This window comes from Neorhizobium sp. R1-B, from assembly GCF_004368875.1.
In the GTDB taxonomy this organism is placed as follows: domain Bacteria; phylum Pseudomonadota; class Alphaproteobacteria; order Rhizobiales; family Rhizobiaceae; genus Neorhizobium; species Neorhizobium huautlense.
Map to the genome: position 1 here is coordinate 91266 of NZ_SOEM01000006.1, position 17068 is coordinate 108333.

The 17068-nt window shown below is 60.0% G+C and carries 18 protein-coding genes; 11 read left to right on the top strand and 7 right to left on the bottom strand.

Annotated elements, in window-relative coordinates; all coding sequences use genetic code 11:
- Positions 1-92 precede the first annotated feature (92 nt).
- From EDE05_RS10990 to EDE05_RS11020, 7 genes are read left to right on the top strand one after another with little or no spacing between them, the layout of a single operon-like run.
- Entirely contained in the window at positions 93-1118 is a 1026-nt protein-coding gene (locus EDE05_RS10990; protein WP_112800851.1) for a LacI family DNA-binding transcriptional regulator, read from the top strand.
- A gap of 20 nt (positions 1119-1138) precedes the next feature.
- The gene (locus EDE05_RS10995) at positions 1139-2740 is read left to right on the top strand and encodes an FAD-dependent oxidoreductase (protein ID WP_134101219.1); all 1602 of its coding nucleotides are present in this window, start codon (positions 1139-1141) and stop codon (positions 2738-2740) included.
- Between the two features lie 29 nt (positions 2741-2769).
- Entirely contained in the window at positions 2770-4041 is a 1272-nt protein-coding gene (locus EDE05_RS11000) for a sugar ABC transporter substrate-binding protein (RefSeq protein WP_112800853.1), read from the top strand.
- Between the two features lie 11 nt (positions 4042-4052).
- Positions 4053-4985, top strand: a complete 933-nt coding sequence (locus EDE05_RS11005) for a sugar ABC transporter permease (RefSeq protein WP_134101012.1) — start codon at positions 4053-4055, stop codon at positions 4983-4985.
- On the top strand, positions 4975-5817 hold the full coding sequence (locus tag EDE05_RS11010; RefSeq protein WP_134101015.1) for a carbohydrate ABC transporter permease: 843 nt from the start codon (positions 4975-4977) through the stop codon (positions 5815-5817). The genes EDE05_RS11005 and EDE05_RS11010 overlap by 11 nt, the downstream gene beginning before the upstream one ends.
- A 14-nt stretch (positions 5818-5831) precedes the next feature.
- Positions 5832-6884 carry a sn-glycerol-3-phosphate ABC transporter ATP-binding protein UgpC gene (gene ugpC, locus EDE05_RS11015; protein ID WP_134101018.1) on the top strand — a complete coding sequence of 351 codons (1053 nt, stop codon included), beginning with the start codon at positions 5832-5834 and terminating at the stop codon, positions 6882-6884.
- Between the two features lie 10 nt (positions 6885-6894).
- Complete coding sequence (locus EDE05_RS11020) at positions 6895-7602, top strand: hypothetical protein (protein WP_134101021.1); 708 nt, start codon at positions 6895-6897, stop codon at positions 7600-7602.
- 102 nt (positions 7603-7704) lie between these two features.
- On the opposite strand, the gene EDE05_RS11025 is transcribed toward EDE05_RS11020, so the two are convergent.
- Positions 7705-8673 (bottom strand): tripartite tricarboxylate transporter substrate binding protein, encoded by a 969-nt coding sequence (locus EDE05_RS11025; protein ID WP_134101024.1) that lies wholly within the window; start codon positions 8671-8673, stop codon positions 7705-7707.
- 72 nt (positions 8674-8745) lie between these two features.
- Complete coding sequence (gene gudD / locus EDE05_RS11030) at positions 8746-10089, bottom strand: glucarate dehydratase (RefSeq protein WP_112800886.1); 1344 nt, start codon at positions 10087-10089, stop codon at positions 8746-8748.
- Positions 10090-10300: 211 nt separating this feature from the next.
- Here gudD and EDE05_RS11035 point away from each other — a divergent pair, with 211 nt between their 5' ends.
- Entirely contained in the window at positions 10301-11023 is a 723-nt protein-coding gene (locus EDE05_RS11035) for an FCD domain-containing protein (protein ID WP_166675445.1), read from the top strand.
- A 99-nt stretch (positions 11024-11122) separates the two neighbouring features.
- Here EDE05_RS11035 and EDE05_RS11040 read toward each other — a convergent pair whose 3' ends face one another.
- Positions 11123-11842 (bottom strand): GntR family transcriptional regulator, encoded by a 720-nt coding sequence (locus EDE05_RS11040; RefSeq protein ID WP_112800866.1) that lies wholly within the window; start codon positions 11840-11842, stop codon positions 11123-11125.
- Between the two features lie 144 nt (positions 11843-11986).
- Here EDE05_RS11040 and araD point away from each other — a divergent pair, with 144 nt between their 5' ends.
- The gene (gene araD, locus EDE05_RS11045; RefSeq protein ID WP_134101030.1) at positions 11987-13723 is read left to right on the top strand and encodes an L-arabinonate dehydratase; all 1737 of its coding nucleotides are present in this window, start codon (positions 11987-11989) and stop codon (positions 13721-13723) included.
- Positions 13724-13762: 39 nt separating this feature from the next.
- On the opposite strand, the gene EDE05_RS11050 is transcribed toward araD, so the two are convergent.
- From EDE05_RS11050 to EDE05_RS11060, 3 genes are all read right to left on the bottom strand, one after another.
- Positions 13763-14254, bottom strand: coding sequence for a cupin domain-containing protein (locus tag EDE05_RS11050; protein WP_105370889.1), 492 nt, complete (start codon positions 14252-14254; stop codon positions 13763-13765).
- A 199-nt stretch (positions 14255-14453) separates the two neighbouring features.
- The gene (locus tag EDE05_RS11055; protein ID WP_105370890.1) at positions 14454-14660 is read right to left on the bottom strand and encodes a hypothetical protein; all 207 of its coding nucleotides are present in this window, start codon (positions 14658-14660) and stop codon (positions 14454-14456) included.
- A 117-nt stretch (positions 14661-14777) separates the two neighbouring features.
- Positions 14778-15092 (bottom strand): hypothetical protein, encoded by a 315-nt coding sequence (locus EDE05_RS11060; protein ID WP_208325207.1) that lies wholly within the window; start codon positions 15090-15092, stop codon positions 14778-14780.
- 19 nt (positions 15093-15111) lie between these two features.
- On the opposite strand from EDE05_RS11060, the gene EDE05_RS11065 reads away from it, so the two are divergent.
- Positions 15112-15888, top strand: a complete 777-nt coding sequence (locus tag EDE05_RS11065; protein WP_162712564.1) for a DnaB-like helicase N-terminal domain-containing protein — start codon at positions 15112-15114, stop codon at positions 15886-15888.
- Positions 15821-16525 (top strand): DnaB-like helicase C-terminal domain-containing protein, encoded by a 705-nt coding sequence (locus EDE05_RS11070; RefSeq protein WP_112803660.1) that lies wholly within the window; start codon positions 15821-15823, stop codon positions 16523-16525. The genes EDE05_RS11065 and EDE05_RS11070 overlap by 68 nt, the downstream gene beginning before the upstream one ends.
- Positions 16526-16568: 43 nt before the next feature.
- Here the strand turns inward: EDE05_RS11070 and EDE05_RS11075 are convergent, their stop codons facing one another.
- Entirely contained in the window at positions 16569-16835 is a 267-nt protein-coding gene (locus EDE05_RS11075) for a DUF982 domain-containing protein (protein WP_105370892.1), read from the bottom strand.
- Between the last annotated feature and the right edge of the window lie 233 nt (positions 16836-17068).

Below are 17068 nucleotides of genomic sequence, written 5' to 3' on the forward strand. Positions count from 1 at the left end.
TTTCTCGCTTGACAGTCGGTCGTCTAATTTTGTTTATACGTATTAGCTGCTAATACGCATTAGCAGTCAAGAGGAGCTTGGGAGGATGATGCGTGGCGGGCACTAAGCGCTTGACCCAGCGCGATATTGCGAAACTGGCCGGTGTGAGCCAGGCGACCGTTTCGCTTGTCCTCAATGGTGCTCCCACGGCCTTGGCGCGTATCCCGCAGGAAACCCGCGAGCGCGTTCAGCACGTTATCCGGACGACCGGCTACGTGGCTGATCCGATTGCCCGACGCATGGCCAAGGGCCTCAACCGTATCCTCGGCGTCTTCACCTATGAGCCGGCTTTTCCGAGCGAGCAGGCGGACTTTTTCACGCCTTTTCTGCTCGGCATCGAGGAAGAGGCGCAGGCGCAGAATTACGACCTTCTGCTTTTAACCGGCGCAGGCGTCGGGCGGGAACGCAAAATCTTTGCCGATGGCAACCGGCTTCGGATCGCTGACGGTTGCCTCGTGCTCGGCCGCGAGTTCGATCGGGCTGAGTTGAGGCGGCTGGTGCTGGGTGACTACCCCTTTGTGGCTATCGGCCGACGTGAGGACGCTGGCGGACCCGTTCCTTATGTCGGCGGCGATTACGCCAAAGGCACCCGTGCATTGGTCGAAAAGGCGAGAGCGCTCGGGCACGAGAAACTCGCCTATGTCGGCCCGAGCGGCTCGGCGGAATCGATCGTCGACCGCTGGCGCGGTTTTTCCGAAGTGATCGCTGAAGGCGCCGAACTGGTCCTGCACGTGAACGAGGTCGGCCGACCTGCTGGTGAAGCGCTGGATGCGATCGTCGCAAGTGGTGCGACCGCGGTCTTCTTCGTCGAACTGGCTGATGCGGTGCGTGTCGAGGCGGCGGCGAGGGCGAGAGGGCTTTCCGTGCCTGAGGACTTCTCAGCCATCGTGCTCGGCAGCCACGTGCGTGCAGAACGCAGCCATATGCAGTTTACCGCCTTCGACATTCCCCGCGAGGAAATGGGGCGACAGGCTACGGCGATGCTGGTGCGTCGCATCGAGGGTGCGGCCCCGATCGAACAAATTCTTCTGACTTGTGAACCGGTCGAGGGGCAAACCCTCGCGAACAAACGGACGTGATTGAAATGCCTGCAAAAGAGATGCGTGCGGATATTCTGGTGGTCGGCGGCGGCCTCGGCGGCGTGGCGGCGGCCATCGGTGCTTGCCGGGCGGGCAAAAGTGTCATCATGACCGAGGAATTCGATTGGATCGGCGGCCAGTTGACGAGCCAGGCAGTTCCCTCCGACGAACATACCTGGGTCGAGCAATTCGGCATCACACGCTCCTACCGCAAGCTGCGCAACGGCATCCGCCAGTATTACCGCGACAACTACCCGCTGACCGAAGGCGCTCGCGCCTGGGGTGATCTCAATCCGGGTGGCGGGTGGGTCAGCCGTATCTGCGCCGAGCCGCGTGTCAGCCTTGCGGTGATGGAAGCGATGCTGATGGCCTATCGCGGTGCCGGCCGCCTCAAGGTGCTGCAGCCCTTTCGTCCGGTCGCGGCGGATGTAGAGGGCGACATCATTCGCTCGGTCGCCGTCCGTCATCGCGATACGGGTTGGGAGATCGTCATCTTCGCAGATTATGTGCTCGACGCGACCGAACTCGGCGACCTGCTGCCGATGACCGGTACGGAATATGTGAAGGGTTTCGAGGCGCAGTCGGATACCGGCGAGCCGAGCGCACCTTCAGAAGCGCAGCCGAACAATGTCCAGGCCGTTTCCGTTTGTTTCGCGGTCGATTGTGTCGATGGCGACCAGACGATCGACAAGCCGGAGAACTACGACTACTGGCGCAAGTATGAGCCGCATTTCTGGGGCGGGCCGCTACTCGGCTTCACCGCACCGCATCCGCGCACGCTGGAATTCACCACCCGCTCATTCACGCCGAATGTCGACGACGATCCATTGGCTGTCGATGCCGACCAGCGAAAGGGTGGTGGCGATGAGAACCTCTGGCTCTTCCGTCGCATCGCGGCGCGGCGCAATTTTACGCCTGGTTTTTATCAGTCCGACATTTGCTTCGTAAACTGGCCGATGATCGACTACATGGACGGTACGATCATTGACGTCTCGGAAGAGGAAAAGGCGCGCCACCTCAAAGGCGCCGCGGACCTTTCCTATTCGGTCTTCTACTGGCTGCAGACGGAAGCACCGCGTATTGACGGCGGGCAGGGCTATCGCGGCCTTCGTCTGCGCGGCGACATCACCGGCACCGAGCACGGTCTCGCCATGGCGCCCTATATCCGTGAAAGTCGCCGCATCAAGCCGGTCACTCGCATTGTCGAACAGGATCTTTCCCATGCGGTACGCGGCGACAAGGGCGCGGTAAACTATCGCGACAGCGTCGGTATCGGCATGTACCGCATCGACCTGCACCCCTCGACCGGTGGCGACAACTATATCGACGTGCCGTCCTGTCCGTTTGAGATCCCGCTTGGGAGTCTGCTGCCGCAGCGGATGAAGAACCTCATCGCCGCCGGCAAGAATATCGGCACCACCCATGTCACCAATGGCTGCTACCGCCTGCATCCGGTCGAATGGAACATCGGCGAAGCCGCGGGCATGCTCGCCGCCTATTGCCTCGAAAAGGGGCTGAAGCCGCATCAGGTGCAGGCAAACGACGAGCATCTGCAGGATCTTCAGCGGGCGCTTATCCGTGAGGGCATTGAAATCCGTTGGCCGGATATCTCGGCCTATTAATCAAACCCATCTTTGGAGGAGGAACGGGAATGAACTATCATAGGGCACTGAAATCGGCGGTCGCGGCATTGGCGCTTGCTATGCCGCTCGGCTGGAGCTGCACTGCCACTGCGCAGGATGCGGTCAATCTGCGCATGACCATCTGGAGCGCCAACGAGGCCCATCTGAAGCTGTTCAATGAGATCGCCGCAGGTTTCAAGAAGGAGCATCCTGATGTCACGGTGACATACGAGTCGCTGCCGTTCGATACCTATACGACCGCGCTGACCACCCAGATCGCTGGCGGCAACGCGCCGGACATGGCCTGGATCTTCGAGACCGCAGCCTACGACTTTGTCAATTCCGGTGCGCTTTTCCCGCTGAGCGATACCCTTAAGGCAACCAAGGGCTACAATCTCGAAGAGCTGAGTGCGAGCGCCGCCGAACGCTGGTCGAAGGATGGCAAACTCTATGCCTATCCGTTCTCGACGTCGCCGTTCGCGATGTTCGTCAACAACGATCTCATCAAGGCTTCAGGCGCCAAGCCCCCAGCCGAATTGATTGCTGCCGATCAGTGGAGCTGGGACAATGCCATCGCGACGGCTTCGGCAGTGGGTCAAACGGGCAAGGGTGGGCTGATCGTCCGCGATTTCAACTACCAGATCTGGCAGAATCTCGCCTCGGTCTGGAACGGCTGGGGCGCTTCGCCCTGGAGCGCCGACGGCAAGGCATGCACTATGGCCGAAAAGCCGATGGTCGATGCGCTAACCTTCATCCATGACGCGATCTTCAAGAAGAAGGCGATCCCGGGTCCCGGAGAAAACGTCGATTTCTTCGCCGGCAATGCGGCAATGACGATTACCCAGATCAGCCGCGCCTCGTTGCTGCCGAAGGAAAACCCCTTTGCCTGGGATCTCGTACCGCTGCCGAAGGGGCCAGCCGGCAACTACGCGCTGATCGGCCAGGCCGGCCTCGGCGTCATGCAGACGGGCAAGAACGCCAAAACCGCTGCCGAATTTGTCGCGTATATGACGAATCCGGAGAACTCGGCCAAGCTCAGCCAGTTCTTCCCCTCGGCCCGCAAGTCACTGCTGAATGCCGAAGTGCTGAAAAAGACCAACCCGCTCTTGAGCCAGGAGCAAATCGACAAGGTCGTGATCTCAGGCATCGCTACGGGCAAGGTCATCCCGGGTCATACGGGTTTTGCGCAGATCCAGCAGGCGGTGCGCTCTGGCCTCGATGCGATTTGGCGTCCGGATGCGGATATCCCGGGCACGCTCCTAAAGATCTGCGGCCAGATCGGCCCGCTCCTGAAACGCTAAGGAAGCATAAGATGGCTGTCGCGCAGGATCACGCAAGTCCGGAAGGACGCTCCTCATCGCCCTTCTGGACGATTGCCCGGCGCGACAGCCTCGCCGGTTTCCTCTTCATCGCCCCGCAGTTGGTCGGCATCATCGCCTTCGTGCTGATCCCACTCGGGCTCGTGTTCTGGTATTCCCTGCACGAATGGAATGTGCTTGCCAATACTTTTACCTATACAGGCGCACAGAACTATCGAATGCTGATCGAGGATAGCAATCTCCTCGAAGTACTCGGTGCGACAGCCGTCTTTTCCGCGGGCCTGGTCGTCTTCAATCTGTCGCTGGCGCTGCTTTTGGCGATTCTGCTTAACCAGAGGCTCGCCGGAATAACCATCTTCCGCACCCTGTTCTTTTCGCCGGTCGTAGTATCGCTCGTCGCCTGGACGATCGTCTGGGGATTTCTTCTTCAAAAAAACGGCGGCATCAACGGCATGCTGCAGGTCTTAGGCATCGAGGGGCCGAACTGGCTGCGCGAAGAGACGACAGCGATGATCTCGGTGATCGTCGTACAGGTCTTCAAGAATGTCGGGCTCAATATGATCCTGTTCCTCGCAGCACTCCAGGGCGTGCCGAATGAACTTTATGAAGCCGCATGTATCGACGGGGCGCCGCGTTTCAAGCAGTTCCGCCGCATCACGCTGCCGTTGATCAGCCCGACCATCCTTTTGACCTCGATCATCACGATCGTCGGGTCGCTGCAGGTCTTCGCGCAGATTGCGGTTCTGACCCAGGGCGGGCCTGGTCTGTCGACGACCGTGCTCGTCTATTATCTCTACCAGCAGGCCTTCCAGTTCCATTTCTTTGGCTACGGCTCGACGCTGTCGATCCTGCTTTTCCTGATCGTCGCCGTGCTGACCTTCGCCCAGTGGCAGATGCGCAAGAGGATCGTCTTTTATGAAACCTGAACTCTCCCCGCGCCTGAAAACCCTTCTCTATGGGCTGATGTGTGTGTTTCTCATTCCCTTCGTTTTTCCAACCTGGTGGATGGCGACGTCCTCGGTAAAGCCGATTAGCGACATCTTCGCCTTTCCGCCGCAGCTCATTCCTGAGAGCTATGACTGGACGACCTATTCCAAGGTCTTCGAGTTGCAGCCATTCGTGCAGCAATACTGGAATTCCGCCTATATCGCAGCGGTCGTGACGATCGGGACGATGGCCGTCTCGTCGATGGCTGGTTACGCGTTTGCCCGTATCCGCTTTCCATTCGCGAATACGATCTTCATGATCGTGCTGCTTGGCCTGCTTATCCCCTCGGAGGTGACGATCGTGCCTCTCTTCCGGATGTTCCTGAAAGCCGGCATGGTGAACACCCATTGGCCGCTGATCCTGGTGCCGATTTTCGGAGCGCCAAGCGTCTTCGCCACCTTCGTCATGCGACAGTTTTTCGTGACCTTGCCGGCAGAGCTCGAAGAGGCGGCACGCGTCGATGGCCTTGGCCGCTTTAAAATATTCCGCATGATCGCGCTTCCGCTCGCCAAGCCGGCACTGGCGTCAGTCGCGATCTTTACCTTCCTGCATTCCTGGAACCTGTTTCTCGAACCGATCGTGTTCCTGTCGAGCGCGGAAAAGTTCACGCTGCCGCAGGCGCTGACCCAATACACCGACGCTTACGGCGGCCCGATGTGGAATATCCAGCTCGCCGCCGCAACGCTGACGGCGCTTCCCGTCCTCATTGTCTTCATCATCGCGCAGAAGCAATTCGTCGAAGGGCTCGCGCACACCGGTCTCAAGGGCTGAAAATCGGATTTCCTATGGCTGAAGTTACCCTTTCTGATGTCCGCAAGAGTTATGGCGCCGTCGATATCATCCATGGTGTCGATCTCGGCATCAACGACGGCGAATTCGTCGTGCTGGTCGGGCCGTCCGGCTGCGGCAAGTCCACGCTGCTCAGGATGATAGCGGGGCTCGAGACGATCTCCGGCGGCGAGGTGAAGATCGGCGGGCGGGTGGTGAACGATCTAGACCCGAAGGACCGCGACATCGCCATGGTCTTCCAGAACTATGCGCTTTATCCGCATATGACGGTTGCGACCAATATGGGTTTCTCGCTGGAGCACCGCGGAGGCGGCAAGGCGGAGATCGCCGAACGGGTCAAATGGGCGGCTGATATCCTCGGTCTCGCGCCGCTGCTCGACCGTTACCCTCGCCAGCTCTCCGGGGGGCAGCGGCAGCGCGTCGCTATGGGCCGGGCGATCGTTCGCAACCCGCAAGTGTTTCTCTTCGACGAGCCTCTGTCGAATCTCGATGCGAAGCTGCGTGTCGTCATGCGGGGCGAGATCAAGAGCCTGCACCAGAAGCTTAGGACGACTACTGTGTATGTTACTCACGATCAGGTTGAAGCCATGACCATGGCCGACAAGATCGTGGTGCTGAACGGTGGCCGGGTGGAGCAGATTGGCGCGCCGCTCGATCTCTACGACCGACCCGCCAACCAGTTCGTGGCAGGGTTCATCGGTTCGCCGGCCATGAATTTCCTGACCGGCACGATCACCGCGGAAGGATTTGCTGCGCCTGGTATCCTGTTGCCGCTGCCGGAATCGGCACATAAATTCCGTGCTCGCAAGGCGATCTATGGTATCCGGCCGGAGCACTTCGTCCTCGATAGCAGTGGGGTGCCGGCCGAAATTGTGCTCGTCGAGCCGATGGGCTCGGAGACTCAGGTGACGATGAAGCTCGGCGAAACGCAGATCACGGGCGTTTTTCGCGAGCGCGTCTCGCTCTCTCCCGGCGCGACGATCCGTGTTCGTCCGGATATCAATACCGCCCACCTCTTCGCGGCCGATGATGGGCAGCGTTTGAACTGAGGTCTTATCCATGCCAATCTATCCGGAAACCAGACTTACCAGGGCGCTACGCGGTGGGGAATTTCCCGTCATCGTCTCGCTCGCCCGCCACGATCTCGATCTTGCGAAAGCCGCGATCGGGGCAGGGGCGTTCGCGATCAAGGTGCACCTCAACGCCTATCATCGCGCCTCGGGCACGACCTTCGGAAGCTTCGCCGAGGAGCGGCCCTTCTACGAAAAACTTGCGACACTTGGCGTGCCGTTACTGGTCATGGCTGGACAGGAAAAGGTGCCGAGCCCTGAAGAAATGGATGTGCTTGCCGATCTCGGTTTCGAGGGTTTCAATATCTATTTCAGTGACATGCAGCCGCATCTCCTGCAATCCAGGCTCAGGCCGATGCCGGCTCTCGGTGAAAAGGGCACGGATGAGGAATTGGCAAAGATCATCGCCATTCCGGGCGTGATGATGGAGGCGTCTGTCGCCGCCTTCGCAGACTATGGCAAACCGATGAATGAGACCGATCTTGCCCGCTACAGGGACATCACCAGCAAGGTCGGCATCCCGGTCATCGCGCCGAGCCAGAAGCGGTTCGTCGGGGACGACATGCCGAAGCTGAAAGCCGCTGGCATCGCTGCGCCGCTGCTCGGCTTCATCGTGACCGGCACGACGACGGAAAGCATGGAAGCCGCCGTTGGTCCGATCGCAGAGAGCGCAAGAGCGTCGGCCCCGCTTGTCTAGCGTCTACCAGCTTGATGAAACGGCCCTGCAGCTCTATCCGTTCAGGGCGGCTTCCTTATGAAACATGGCCGCCGAAGAGACTTCGGCGGCCATTTTCACGGATCATTCCGCGCTGATATTGCCTTTTTCGATGACGTCCTTCCAGCGCGTCATCTCCTTGCCGAGATAAGTCCCGAACTCTTCATTGGAGTTCGCTACGACCTCGAAGCCCAGCTTGCTGAACTTGGCGACCACCTCGGGGTCTTTGAGCGATGCCTGGATCGCCTGATTGAGTTTCGCCTTGACGTCGGCCGGTAGGCCCTTGGGTGCGGCAACACCCTGCCAGGCGTTGACCACGACATTGCCATAGCCGAGTTCGGTGAGTGTGGGCACGTTCGGCAGCAGCGGATGGCGCTTCTCGCCGGTCTGTGCGAGCGCCTTCATCTGCCCCGCCTGCACGAAGTTCATGATGGCGCCGAGGTTCTGGAACGACACGTCCACATGGCCGCCGACGAGATCGGCCTGTGCGGCGGAACCTCCCTTATAGGGCACGTGCACACCTTTGGTGCCGGTCGCCTGCCAGAAGAGGGCTGCGGTCAGGTGGTCGGAGGAGCCGGTGCCGGAATTTGCGAAGGTGACGCTCTCCGGCTTTTCCTTCATGGCCGAGATGAGTTCCTGCACGCTGTTTGCCGTGAATTTCGGCGTCGCGACAAGCACATTGGGCGTGCTCACGGCGACGGTCAGGAGATCGAAGTCCTTCATCGGATCGTAGGAGAGCTTCTTCTGCAGGTAGGGATTGGTGGCAAAGGTGCCGAGCGAGGCGACCAGCAACGTTTGGCCGTTGGCTTCGGCATCGGCGACCAGGCCGGCCCCGATCGCACCGGTGGCGCCCGGCTTGTTTTCCACGACAATGTTTGCGCCCAATACTTTTGACATCTGCGGTTCCATGAGCCGCGCAGTCGTGTCGGTCGCGCCGCCTGGCGGGAAGGGTACGACAATAGTGATCGGGCCATCCGGGAAGGCTTTGGCAATGCCCGCCGCAAAGGCGATGCCAAGGCCGAGTGAAATGGCGATCAGGTTTTTTGCTTTCATAGGTTCATCCTCCTCAATGATCCTTGGCGCCGCTTCCAGGTGATGCCGCCCGGGCGCTCGGACGTTCTGTGGCTATCGCACGAGGCAAGGTCGCTTGTTGTCGAAGCGCCAGCCCTTGATGAGGTACTGCATGGCGGTCGCGTCATCGCGCGCGCCGAGCCCGTGTTTCAGGTACAGTTCGTGAGCCTTCTCGACTTGGCTCATATCCAGTTCGACACCGAGACCTGGCCGGTCCGGTACGGCGATATGTCCGTCCTCGATCTTCAGCGGCTCGCGGGTCAGCCGCTGGCCGTCCTGCCAGATCCAATGGGTATCGAGCGCGGTGACGCGTCCGGGTGCTGCCGCGCCCACATGGGTGAACATGGCTAGCGATACATCGAAATGGTTGTTGGAATGCGAGCCCCAGGTCATGCCGAAGGTCTGGCAGATCTGCGCGACGCGCACCGAGCCCTGCATGGTCCAGAAATGCGGGTCGGCCAGCGGAATGTCGACCGATTGCAGCTGGATGGCATGTGAGAGTTGGCGCCAGTCTGTTGCCACCATGTTGGTAGCGGTCGGCAGACCGGTGGCACGGCGGAATTCGGCCATGATCTCGCGCCCGGAATAACCCTGCTCGGCGCCGCAGGGGTCTTCCGCATAGGCGAGCACGTCGCCGCGCCCCTTACAGAGGCGAATGGCCTCTTCCAGCGACCACGCGCCATTCGGATCAAGCGTCACGCGCGCTTCGGGGAAGCGGCGGGCAATTGCCGTTACCGCCTCGATTTCCTCGTCGCCTTGCAAGACGCCGCCTTTCAGCTTGAAGTCGCGAAAACCGTAACGCTCCTTCGTCGCCTCGGCGAGCCGGACGATCGCCTCCGGGGTCAGGGCCTGCTCGTCGCGCAGTCGCAACCAGGCGTCCGTTTCGTCTTTGCCATCGCGATAGGGCAGGTCAGTCTTGCGTCGGTCGCCGACATAAAAGAGATAGCCGAGCATCTCGACCCGATCGCGCTGCTGGCCATCGCCGAGAAGGGCTGCCACCGGCACGCCGAGATGCTGGCCGAGAAGGTCGAGCAGAGCCGACTCCAGCGCCGTCACCACGTGGATAGTGGTGCGCAGATCAAAAGTCTGCAGCCCACGGCCGCCGCTATCACGGTCGCCGAAAGCCTTCCGCACCTTGTTGAGCAAGCTGTTATAGTTGCCGGTCGTCTGTCCGATCAGGAGCGGGCCCGCTTCCTCGATCGTCCTGCGGATTGCCTCGCCACCGGGAACTTCACCGATGCCGGTATGGCCAGAGTCATCTTCGATGATCGCGAGGTTGCGGGTGAAGAAAGGGGCATGCGCGCCGCTCAGGTTGAGCAACATGCTGTCCTGCCCTGCAACCGGGATAGCCCGCACGGAAACGATATGCGGCGTGTGCCGGGCGAGGGGGCTGTCCATGGTGGGTGTCGACGAATTCGGCTCGATAAGCATCCGATCCTCTGTCACTGTCCCGCAATTCTGGTCACGCGGCTTTAGGTTCTTTGGCGGCAATCACTCACCGCATCGTGTTATTAGTTGCGCAGGCAAACCAATTTGTCAATATAAGTAAATATTAGTAAATTTGCCCTGCCTATTGGAATGGCGGAATGCCGACGGTAGTATGGGCGTGATGAATGAGATCACTCAACAAACACGTCCCCTGCAAGACCTGTCGTCTCATGTGCTCGCCCGGCTCGAAGCGATGCTTGATGCGCCGGCCTGGCACGGCGGCGGACGCCTGCCGCCGGAGGCGGAGCTTGCCCGTCAGTTCGGCGTTTCGCGTCCTGTCCTGCGAAAGGCCCTGGTGAAGATGCGGGAAGCCGGCCGGATCGTCTCGCGGCGCGGGTCGGCCAACTTCGTACAGCCTCGCGCGGATGTCGTGGCGGCAACCACCGACATTCAGAGCCTGTCGATCCAGACAGTGTTCGACATGAAGCGCTGCATGCGGTTTCGCCAGGTGGTGGAATGCGCGGCGGCGGAAGATGCAGCACGGCTTTGCGATCCAGAAGCGATCCGCGGCATCGAGGAAGCGCATCGGCGAATGCTGACCCTGCCGCGCGGCGAGGGTGTGCTTGACGCCGACTTCGCCTTTCACATGGCCGTGGCACAGGCGGCTCGCAACCCCTATTTCACCTTCGCGCTCGGCACGATGCGCAACCAGATCAAGCTGACGATGGAGTTTACCCGCAAGCTGCAGGAGCGGCCGGCCGATCAGGTAGCGCCGCGTGTCGTGGAGGAACACGGTCGTGTTCTCGAAGCCATCAAGGCCGGCGATCCCGCGCTTGCACGCGAGGTCATGAACTTTCACATGAGGCAGAGCGTCATTCGGCTTTTAGGTGAAGAAAGCGGCTGAAAAGACGGGCGGAGCTCACACTTTCGCGGGGCGCCAGCCAGCCACAGGGATTGTCAATGAAGACGGATTCTTGGATTAACCAACGCCGGCGCGGCATCCTCAGACGAAATAGTGAGGGAATTCCTTTCGGAGGTCTTCGACCTTTGCGACAGTGCGGCTCAGATGCTCGCGGATGGCATTGACGGCACCCTGTTCGTCGCGTGCGGCAATGGCCTCGATGATGGCGCGATGGCCTTCGAGAATGCTGACGATCTTGCCCTTTTCGGGCAGATGAAGACGACGAATGCGTTCCAGATGACCGGAGCGTTCGCGAACCAGCTGGTGCAGGCCGCTGCGCTTTGCGCCGGCAAACAATGTCTGGTGGAAGATCTCATCGAGCTCCTGGAAGATCGCGACCTGCTCGGCATCGTCGGCGATCGCCGACTGCATTTTGATAATCGAACGGGCGCGCGTGACGACGCTCGGATCCAGATCGGGGTCATTGGCCAAGCGGCGGCAGACTTCGGTTTCCAGTGCAACGCGAAGGAAATGCGCCTCGTGAATCTGCAGGACATCGATCCGGGTCACTACGGTGCGGGATTGCGGATAGATGCGAACCAATCCCTCCTGTTTGAGAAGCTGCAATGCCTCGCGAATCGGGGTCTGGCTGACTTCATAGGTCTCGGAAAGTTCGGTGCGCGACAACGTGGTGTCCGGCGGAAGCTGGATGGTGACGATCCGTTTGCGCAGGTCGTCATAAACCCGTTGGACCGTACCGCCGAGGACGACTGGAAAACCGGGTGCCGACAAGCCGAGCGTCGTGGCAAGCTGGGGATTCATACGAGCCAATCCTTTTCGCTCATCCATAGCCGCAGCACGGCCAATGCACAATGAAGAGCCGCCGTTGATATATATATCAAACTAAAATATCAGTTTGACGGAAGCACAGACGGAAGTGGCCGCTGTGTGCGTGGAGGGGATGCAGTGACGGTGAGGAAAACTTACGAGCAACTGCGCTCGGCGCGATGGATGATGCCTGACGATCAGCGTTCTTTCGGCCATCGATCACGAACCATGCAGATGGGCTATGCGCCGGAGGACTGGCAGGGCAAGCCGATCATCGCCATTATCAACACCTGGTCCGACGCCCAGCCATGCCACATGCATTTCCGTGAGCGTGTCGAGTGGGTGAAGCGGGGCATCCTGCAGTCGGGCGGTTTTCCCATGGAGCTGCCGGCTCTTTCCCTTTCCGAAAACTTCGTCAAGCCGACCACCATGCTCTACCGCAATATGCTGGCGATGGAGACTGAAGAGCTGCTGCGTAGCCACCCGATTGATGGCGCTGTGCTGATGGGTGGTTGCGACAAGACCACGCCGGGTCTCGTCATGGGCGCGGTCAGCATGGGGATTCCCTTTATCTATCTCCCCGCGGGTCCCATGCTCCGCGGCAACTACGCCGGCAAGACGCTCGGCTCCGGCACCGATGGCTTCAAATATTGGGACGAGCGGCGCGCCGGCACTCTCACTCAGGAAGAATGGCAGGGCATCGAGGGCGGGATCGCCCGCAGTTACGGCCATTGCATGACGATGGGGACGGCCTCGACGATGACGGCTATCGCCGAGGCGATGGGGCTGACTTTGCCCGGCGCATCCTCCATTCCGGCCGCCGATGCCAACCATCAGCGGATGTCGGCGGCCTGTGGTCGCCGCATCGTCGACATGGTCTGGGAAGATCTGACGCCGGACCAGATCATCACTCCGGCGGCCGTCGACAACGCGGTCACCGTTGCCATGGCTACCGGTTGCTCCACCAATGCGATCATTCACTTGATCGCCATGGCCCGCCGGGCGGGTGTTCCGCTGGAACTGGATGATCTCGATCGCATCGGGCGCACGACGCCGGTCATTGCCAATATCCGGCCTTCCGGTTCGACCTATCTGATGGAGGACTTCTTTTATGCAGGTGGCTTGCGTGCCCTGATGAAGCAGCTCGGGGACAAGCTGGACCCGACGGCAATTACCGTCACCGGAAAGCCGCTGGTGGAAGGCCTCGATCAGGTGAAGATCTATAATGACGACGTCATCCGTCCACTATCGAACCCGGTCTATCATGAGGGTTCGCTTGCAGTGCTCAAGGGGAATCTCTGTCCCGACGGCGCGGTCATCAAACCGGCTGCCTGTGATCCGAAATTCCATCGGCATCGGGGTCCGGCATTGATCGCCGACAGCTATCCGGAAATCAAGAAGATCATCGAGGATCCGGACTATCCGCTGACGCCGGATACTGTTCTGGTGCTGCGCAATGCCGGTCCGCAGGGCGGGCCGGGGATGCCGGAATGGGGCATGATCCCGATGCCCAAGGCTCTTCTGAAGCTTGGTCTGCGCGACATGGTTCGCATCTCGGACGCCCGCATGTCGGGCACCAGCTTCGGCGCCTGCGTGCTGCATGTCGCGCCGGAAGCTTATGTCGGAGGGCCATTGGCGCTGTTGAAGACGGGCGATCTGGTTGAGCTCGACATTCCCGCGCGCAGCCTCAACATGCTGGTTTCGGAGGAGGAGATAGCCGCCCGCCGCTCAGCCTGGACTGTACCGGTCCGACATTACGAACGCGGTTATGGCTTCATGTTCTCAAGCCATATCGAACAGGCAGACAAAGGTTGCGACTTCGATTTTCTGAAGACCGAATTTGGCAGCAAGACGCCGGAACCGGTTATCAACTGAGGGGAGCATTACCCCGTTGCTGCGCATCGCTCGCAACGGTCATCGATGGATGGGATCGATCCAGGGCACGTCTTCCGGCTTCTCGACCGGCTCAATATCGAGGTTGACGACGATCGGCTCCTGGCCGGAGCGGACGAGAACGCATTCCAGGGTTTCGTCGCGGCTGGCATTGATCTCCTGATGCGGCACATAGGGCGGTACATAAATGAAGTCGCCGGGACCGGCTTCGGCAGTATATTCGAGATGCTCGCCCCAGCGCATGCGGGCTTTGCCCTTGACCACGTAGATGATGCTTTCCAGATCGCCATGGTGATGGGCGCCTGTTTTGGCATTGGCGTGGATCGTCACCGTGCCGGCCCAGATCTTCTCCGCTCCGGCGCGCGCCTTGCTGATGGCGGTGGCGCGGTTCATGCCGGGCGTCTGGGCCGTATTTGGATCGAGCGAATTGCCGGGAATGACCTTGACGCCATTCTCGCGCCAGTGGTCATCCGCATGATGATGGTCGTCGTGGTCGTGATGGTTGTGGGTCACTCTGGTCTCGATTCTAGTCTGCTTGGTCGGGTTTTCTCGAATCAGGCACTGCGCGTGCATAAAGTCTTCGAGCCGCGCTGATGACGTAGGCGGATTCGGTTGGATCAGCCAGTCCTGCTGACATGGGTAAAGCTAATGCCCCGCTGATAAACGACAATGATCACCTGCAGTCCGCATTCGTGGAACTGCACTTTCGAAATCATTCGCCTATCAGGCCGTCGAAAACTTCAAGCATCGCATCGCTGATGGCCTTACCGAGTGCGGCCGCAGTCTCCGCCAATACTTCTTCGTTCATGTCACGGGCGGACATCGCAAAGGCGGCACCTTCGGCTGTCACAATTTCCTGTGCGCGCTGGATCGCCCAGAGGGCAAAATCACTGCGGCTGCTAATCTCCACGGTTTCCATTCTCTCTCCTGGTTTGCTCCAGAGACGTCTTATAGGGATTTGAAGGAAAATGCAGCCTCGGAGACGTTCTGAGAATGCGTCCCGGATAAGACACCGGCGGAGCAGTTCGGACGGTCGTCACGTGCTACAGCCCCGAGTATTTACCGAGGCCGACAAATAGGATTGGGGGGTGTCCGACCGTTGCTTGTAGCCGGGTTTTCCACTGCGGTCGATCCAAACGAGGATGGCGCCAAGCTCGCCTTGCAGGGGGATGGTGTAGCTGCCGCGCTTCTTTCCGGGAGTCACGACGCTGCGATCGATGACCCCGCGGAAGGCGTCAGCTGCATCGACTGCCTGGTCGGGATGATACAGCGTCTCGGTCAAACGCTCGATCCTGCGCCGGTAGGTTTCCGCGATGCCCGGATGCCGACCATGCCGGCCTCTTGATGACAAGCGCACGTCCGTCCGTGACATGCACCAGCGCGTCGGCCTGCTCGCCGGACAGCATAAGGCCACGCTGTCGGTCGTTCCTCCGACCTTCGAGACCGATCACTTCTTCGAGCGGCTTCATCGACACATATATGATGCTGTCCTCCGGGGGCGCGCAGTTGGGAAGAGCATGAACCCGGTCACCGTCCGGTCATTCATGGTTCCAGAAATAGCCGCCGAGAAAGTGGGGGACATGACCGTTTCCCAACATTTGGCGAGGTTGGTTTCCGACGCGGTCAGCATCCAGGGCGTTCCCGACTTCGCAGACGCGATCACCGGATATTTCCACCGTCGTGAGGCAATGAGCATTGGGGATGATGCCCATCTTGCCGGCGTCAAGGCGGAAGACGAGCTCGAATTCATTGATCGGATCAAGGAATGCCGGGACAAGCTTACTGCGATCGTTTCAGCGATAGAAAGCCGTAACGATCCGCAAGACAGCTTTGCCGACATGGTCGACGATATGCTCGACCGGACCAATGATGCCGTGCGCGGCGCGACCCCGGTCGGAATTGATCCGGGCATTCCGGAGATCACCACGCTCACCGGCCCTTGGCAGAAGAAGCAACTTATCATCATCGGTGGCGGTGTGAAGCAGGGCAAAAGCGCGCTCGCGATGCAGTGCATGTTCAATATCGCTGAAAAGGCTCCTGTAGGGCTCAACAGCGGCGAAATATGCCGAATGCATCATCATGCGCGAGAAGGCTCGGCGCACTGGAATAAGCTCCACCCGCCAGCAGCGCGGATCCATAAGCGATAACGAGGTTGAGGATCTATTCCGCGCCGGCGAGGACATGAAGCGCCTCAAACACATCGACATAGATTGCCGTCGCCTGACCCTCGACCAGATCGACCAGAAGATTGCGCGTCTCATCGGGGAACATGGCATTGAAGCCTTCTTCCTAGACCACATCGGCAAGATCCAGTGGACAGGTAAGATGGAATACGAGGATGAGTTCAAGCAGGGCCAGCGCGCCACCTCGATCCTCAAGGACTTCGCGCAGAAGCACGATATCCCAATCATCGCGCTCACCCACCTGAAGAAATCGACGTTCCAGGGCTACCAGGGGCGCAGGTTCAAAGAACGTCTCAGCGCAGCCATGAACCGCCGGCCGACCTACCGCGACCTTGTTGGCAACATGGACAAGGACGCTGACCAGGTCCTGATCGTCTTCCAAGCCCGCCCGATCGTCGCCGGCATGGAACCGGCCGAAAAATCCGACGACTACCCAGTCTGGGAAGACGCCATGAACCGCGTCGCCGGCAAGGCCGACATTATCCTTTCCCTGTCACGCGAGAGCGAGTTCCCGCGCCGCAAGGAGATCGAGTGGGACGGCAAGTCCACCAGCTACGGCCCGGCCTTCCGGCAGGCGATGAACGAAAGGACGCTGCTATGACCTTCGTCTCCCAGAAGTCGAAGCTCCAGCAGGAGGAGATGTTTTAGTGTTCACTCCGAGCCCTCAGTTCACTCTCATAGGCAGCAAGGAAAAAGTGCCTCGCGACATCCGGCTCGGTTTCTCGACGAAGCGCCGCGAAACAGACGGCAACCGCACGGGAATAAGCCGTGCCGGAATGCTCTTTGAAGTCGGTTTTCATGAACCGGATAGCCTCCGCCGGCCCCTTGATACGCTTTACTGCCCGCTTCTGCACAAGGCAGACCGGCGCTCCCCAGCGAGCACCGAACGATACCGGAATCACATCCGACATAGCCCATTCCCTCTAGACCATCCGTGCAAGTTCTATGGAGAGATTGGCCTATTGCACCGGCCAAGCCAATTAGCTCGGGCTAACCAAATGGATGTAGCCAGGTACGTCGGACGATCTAGACCGCGGTTGAAGTGCCAGCAGTGGGGGCTTGGCCTTTGATGCAGCAAGTAGCCCTTCCCCGTTCCCACGGCACCAAAGCTCCGATCCGGTTTGTCGTCTTTGTCAGCTACGGA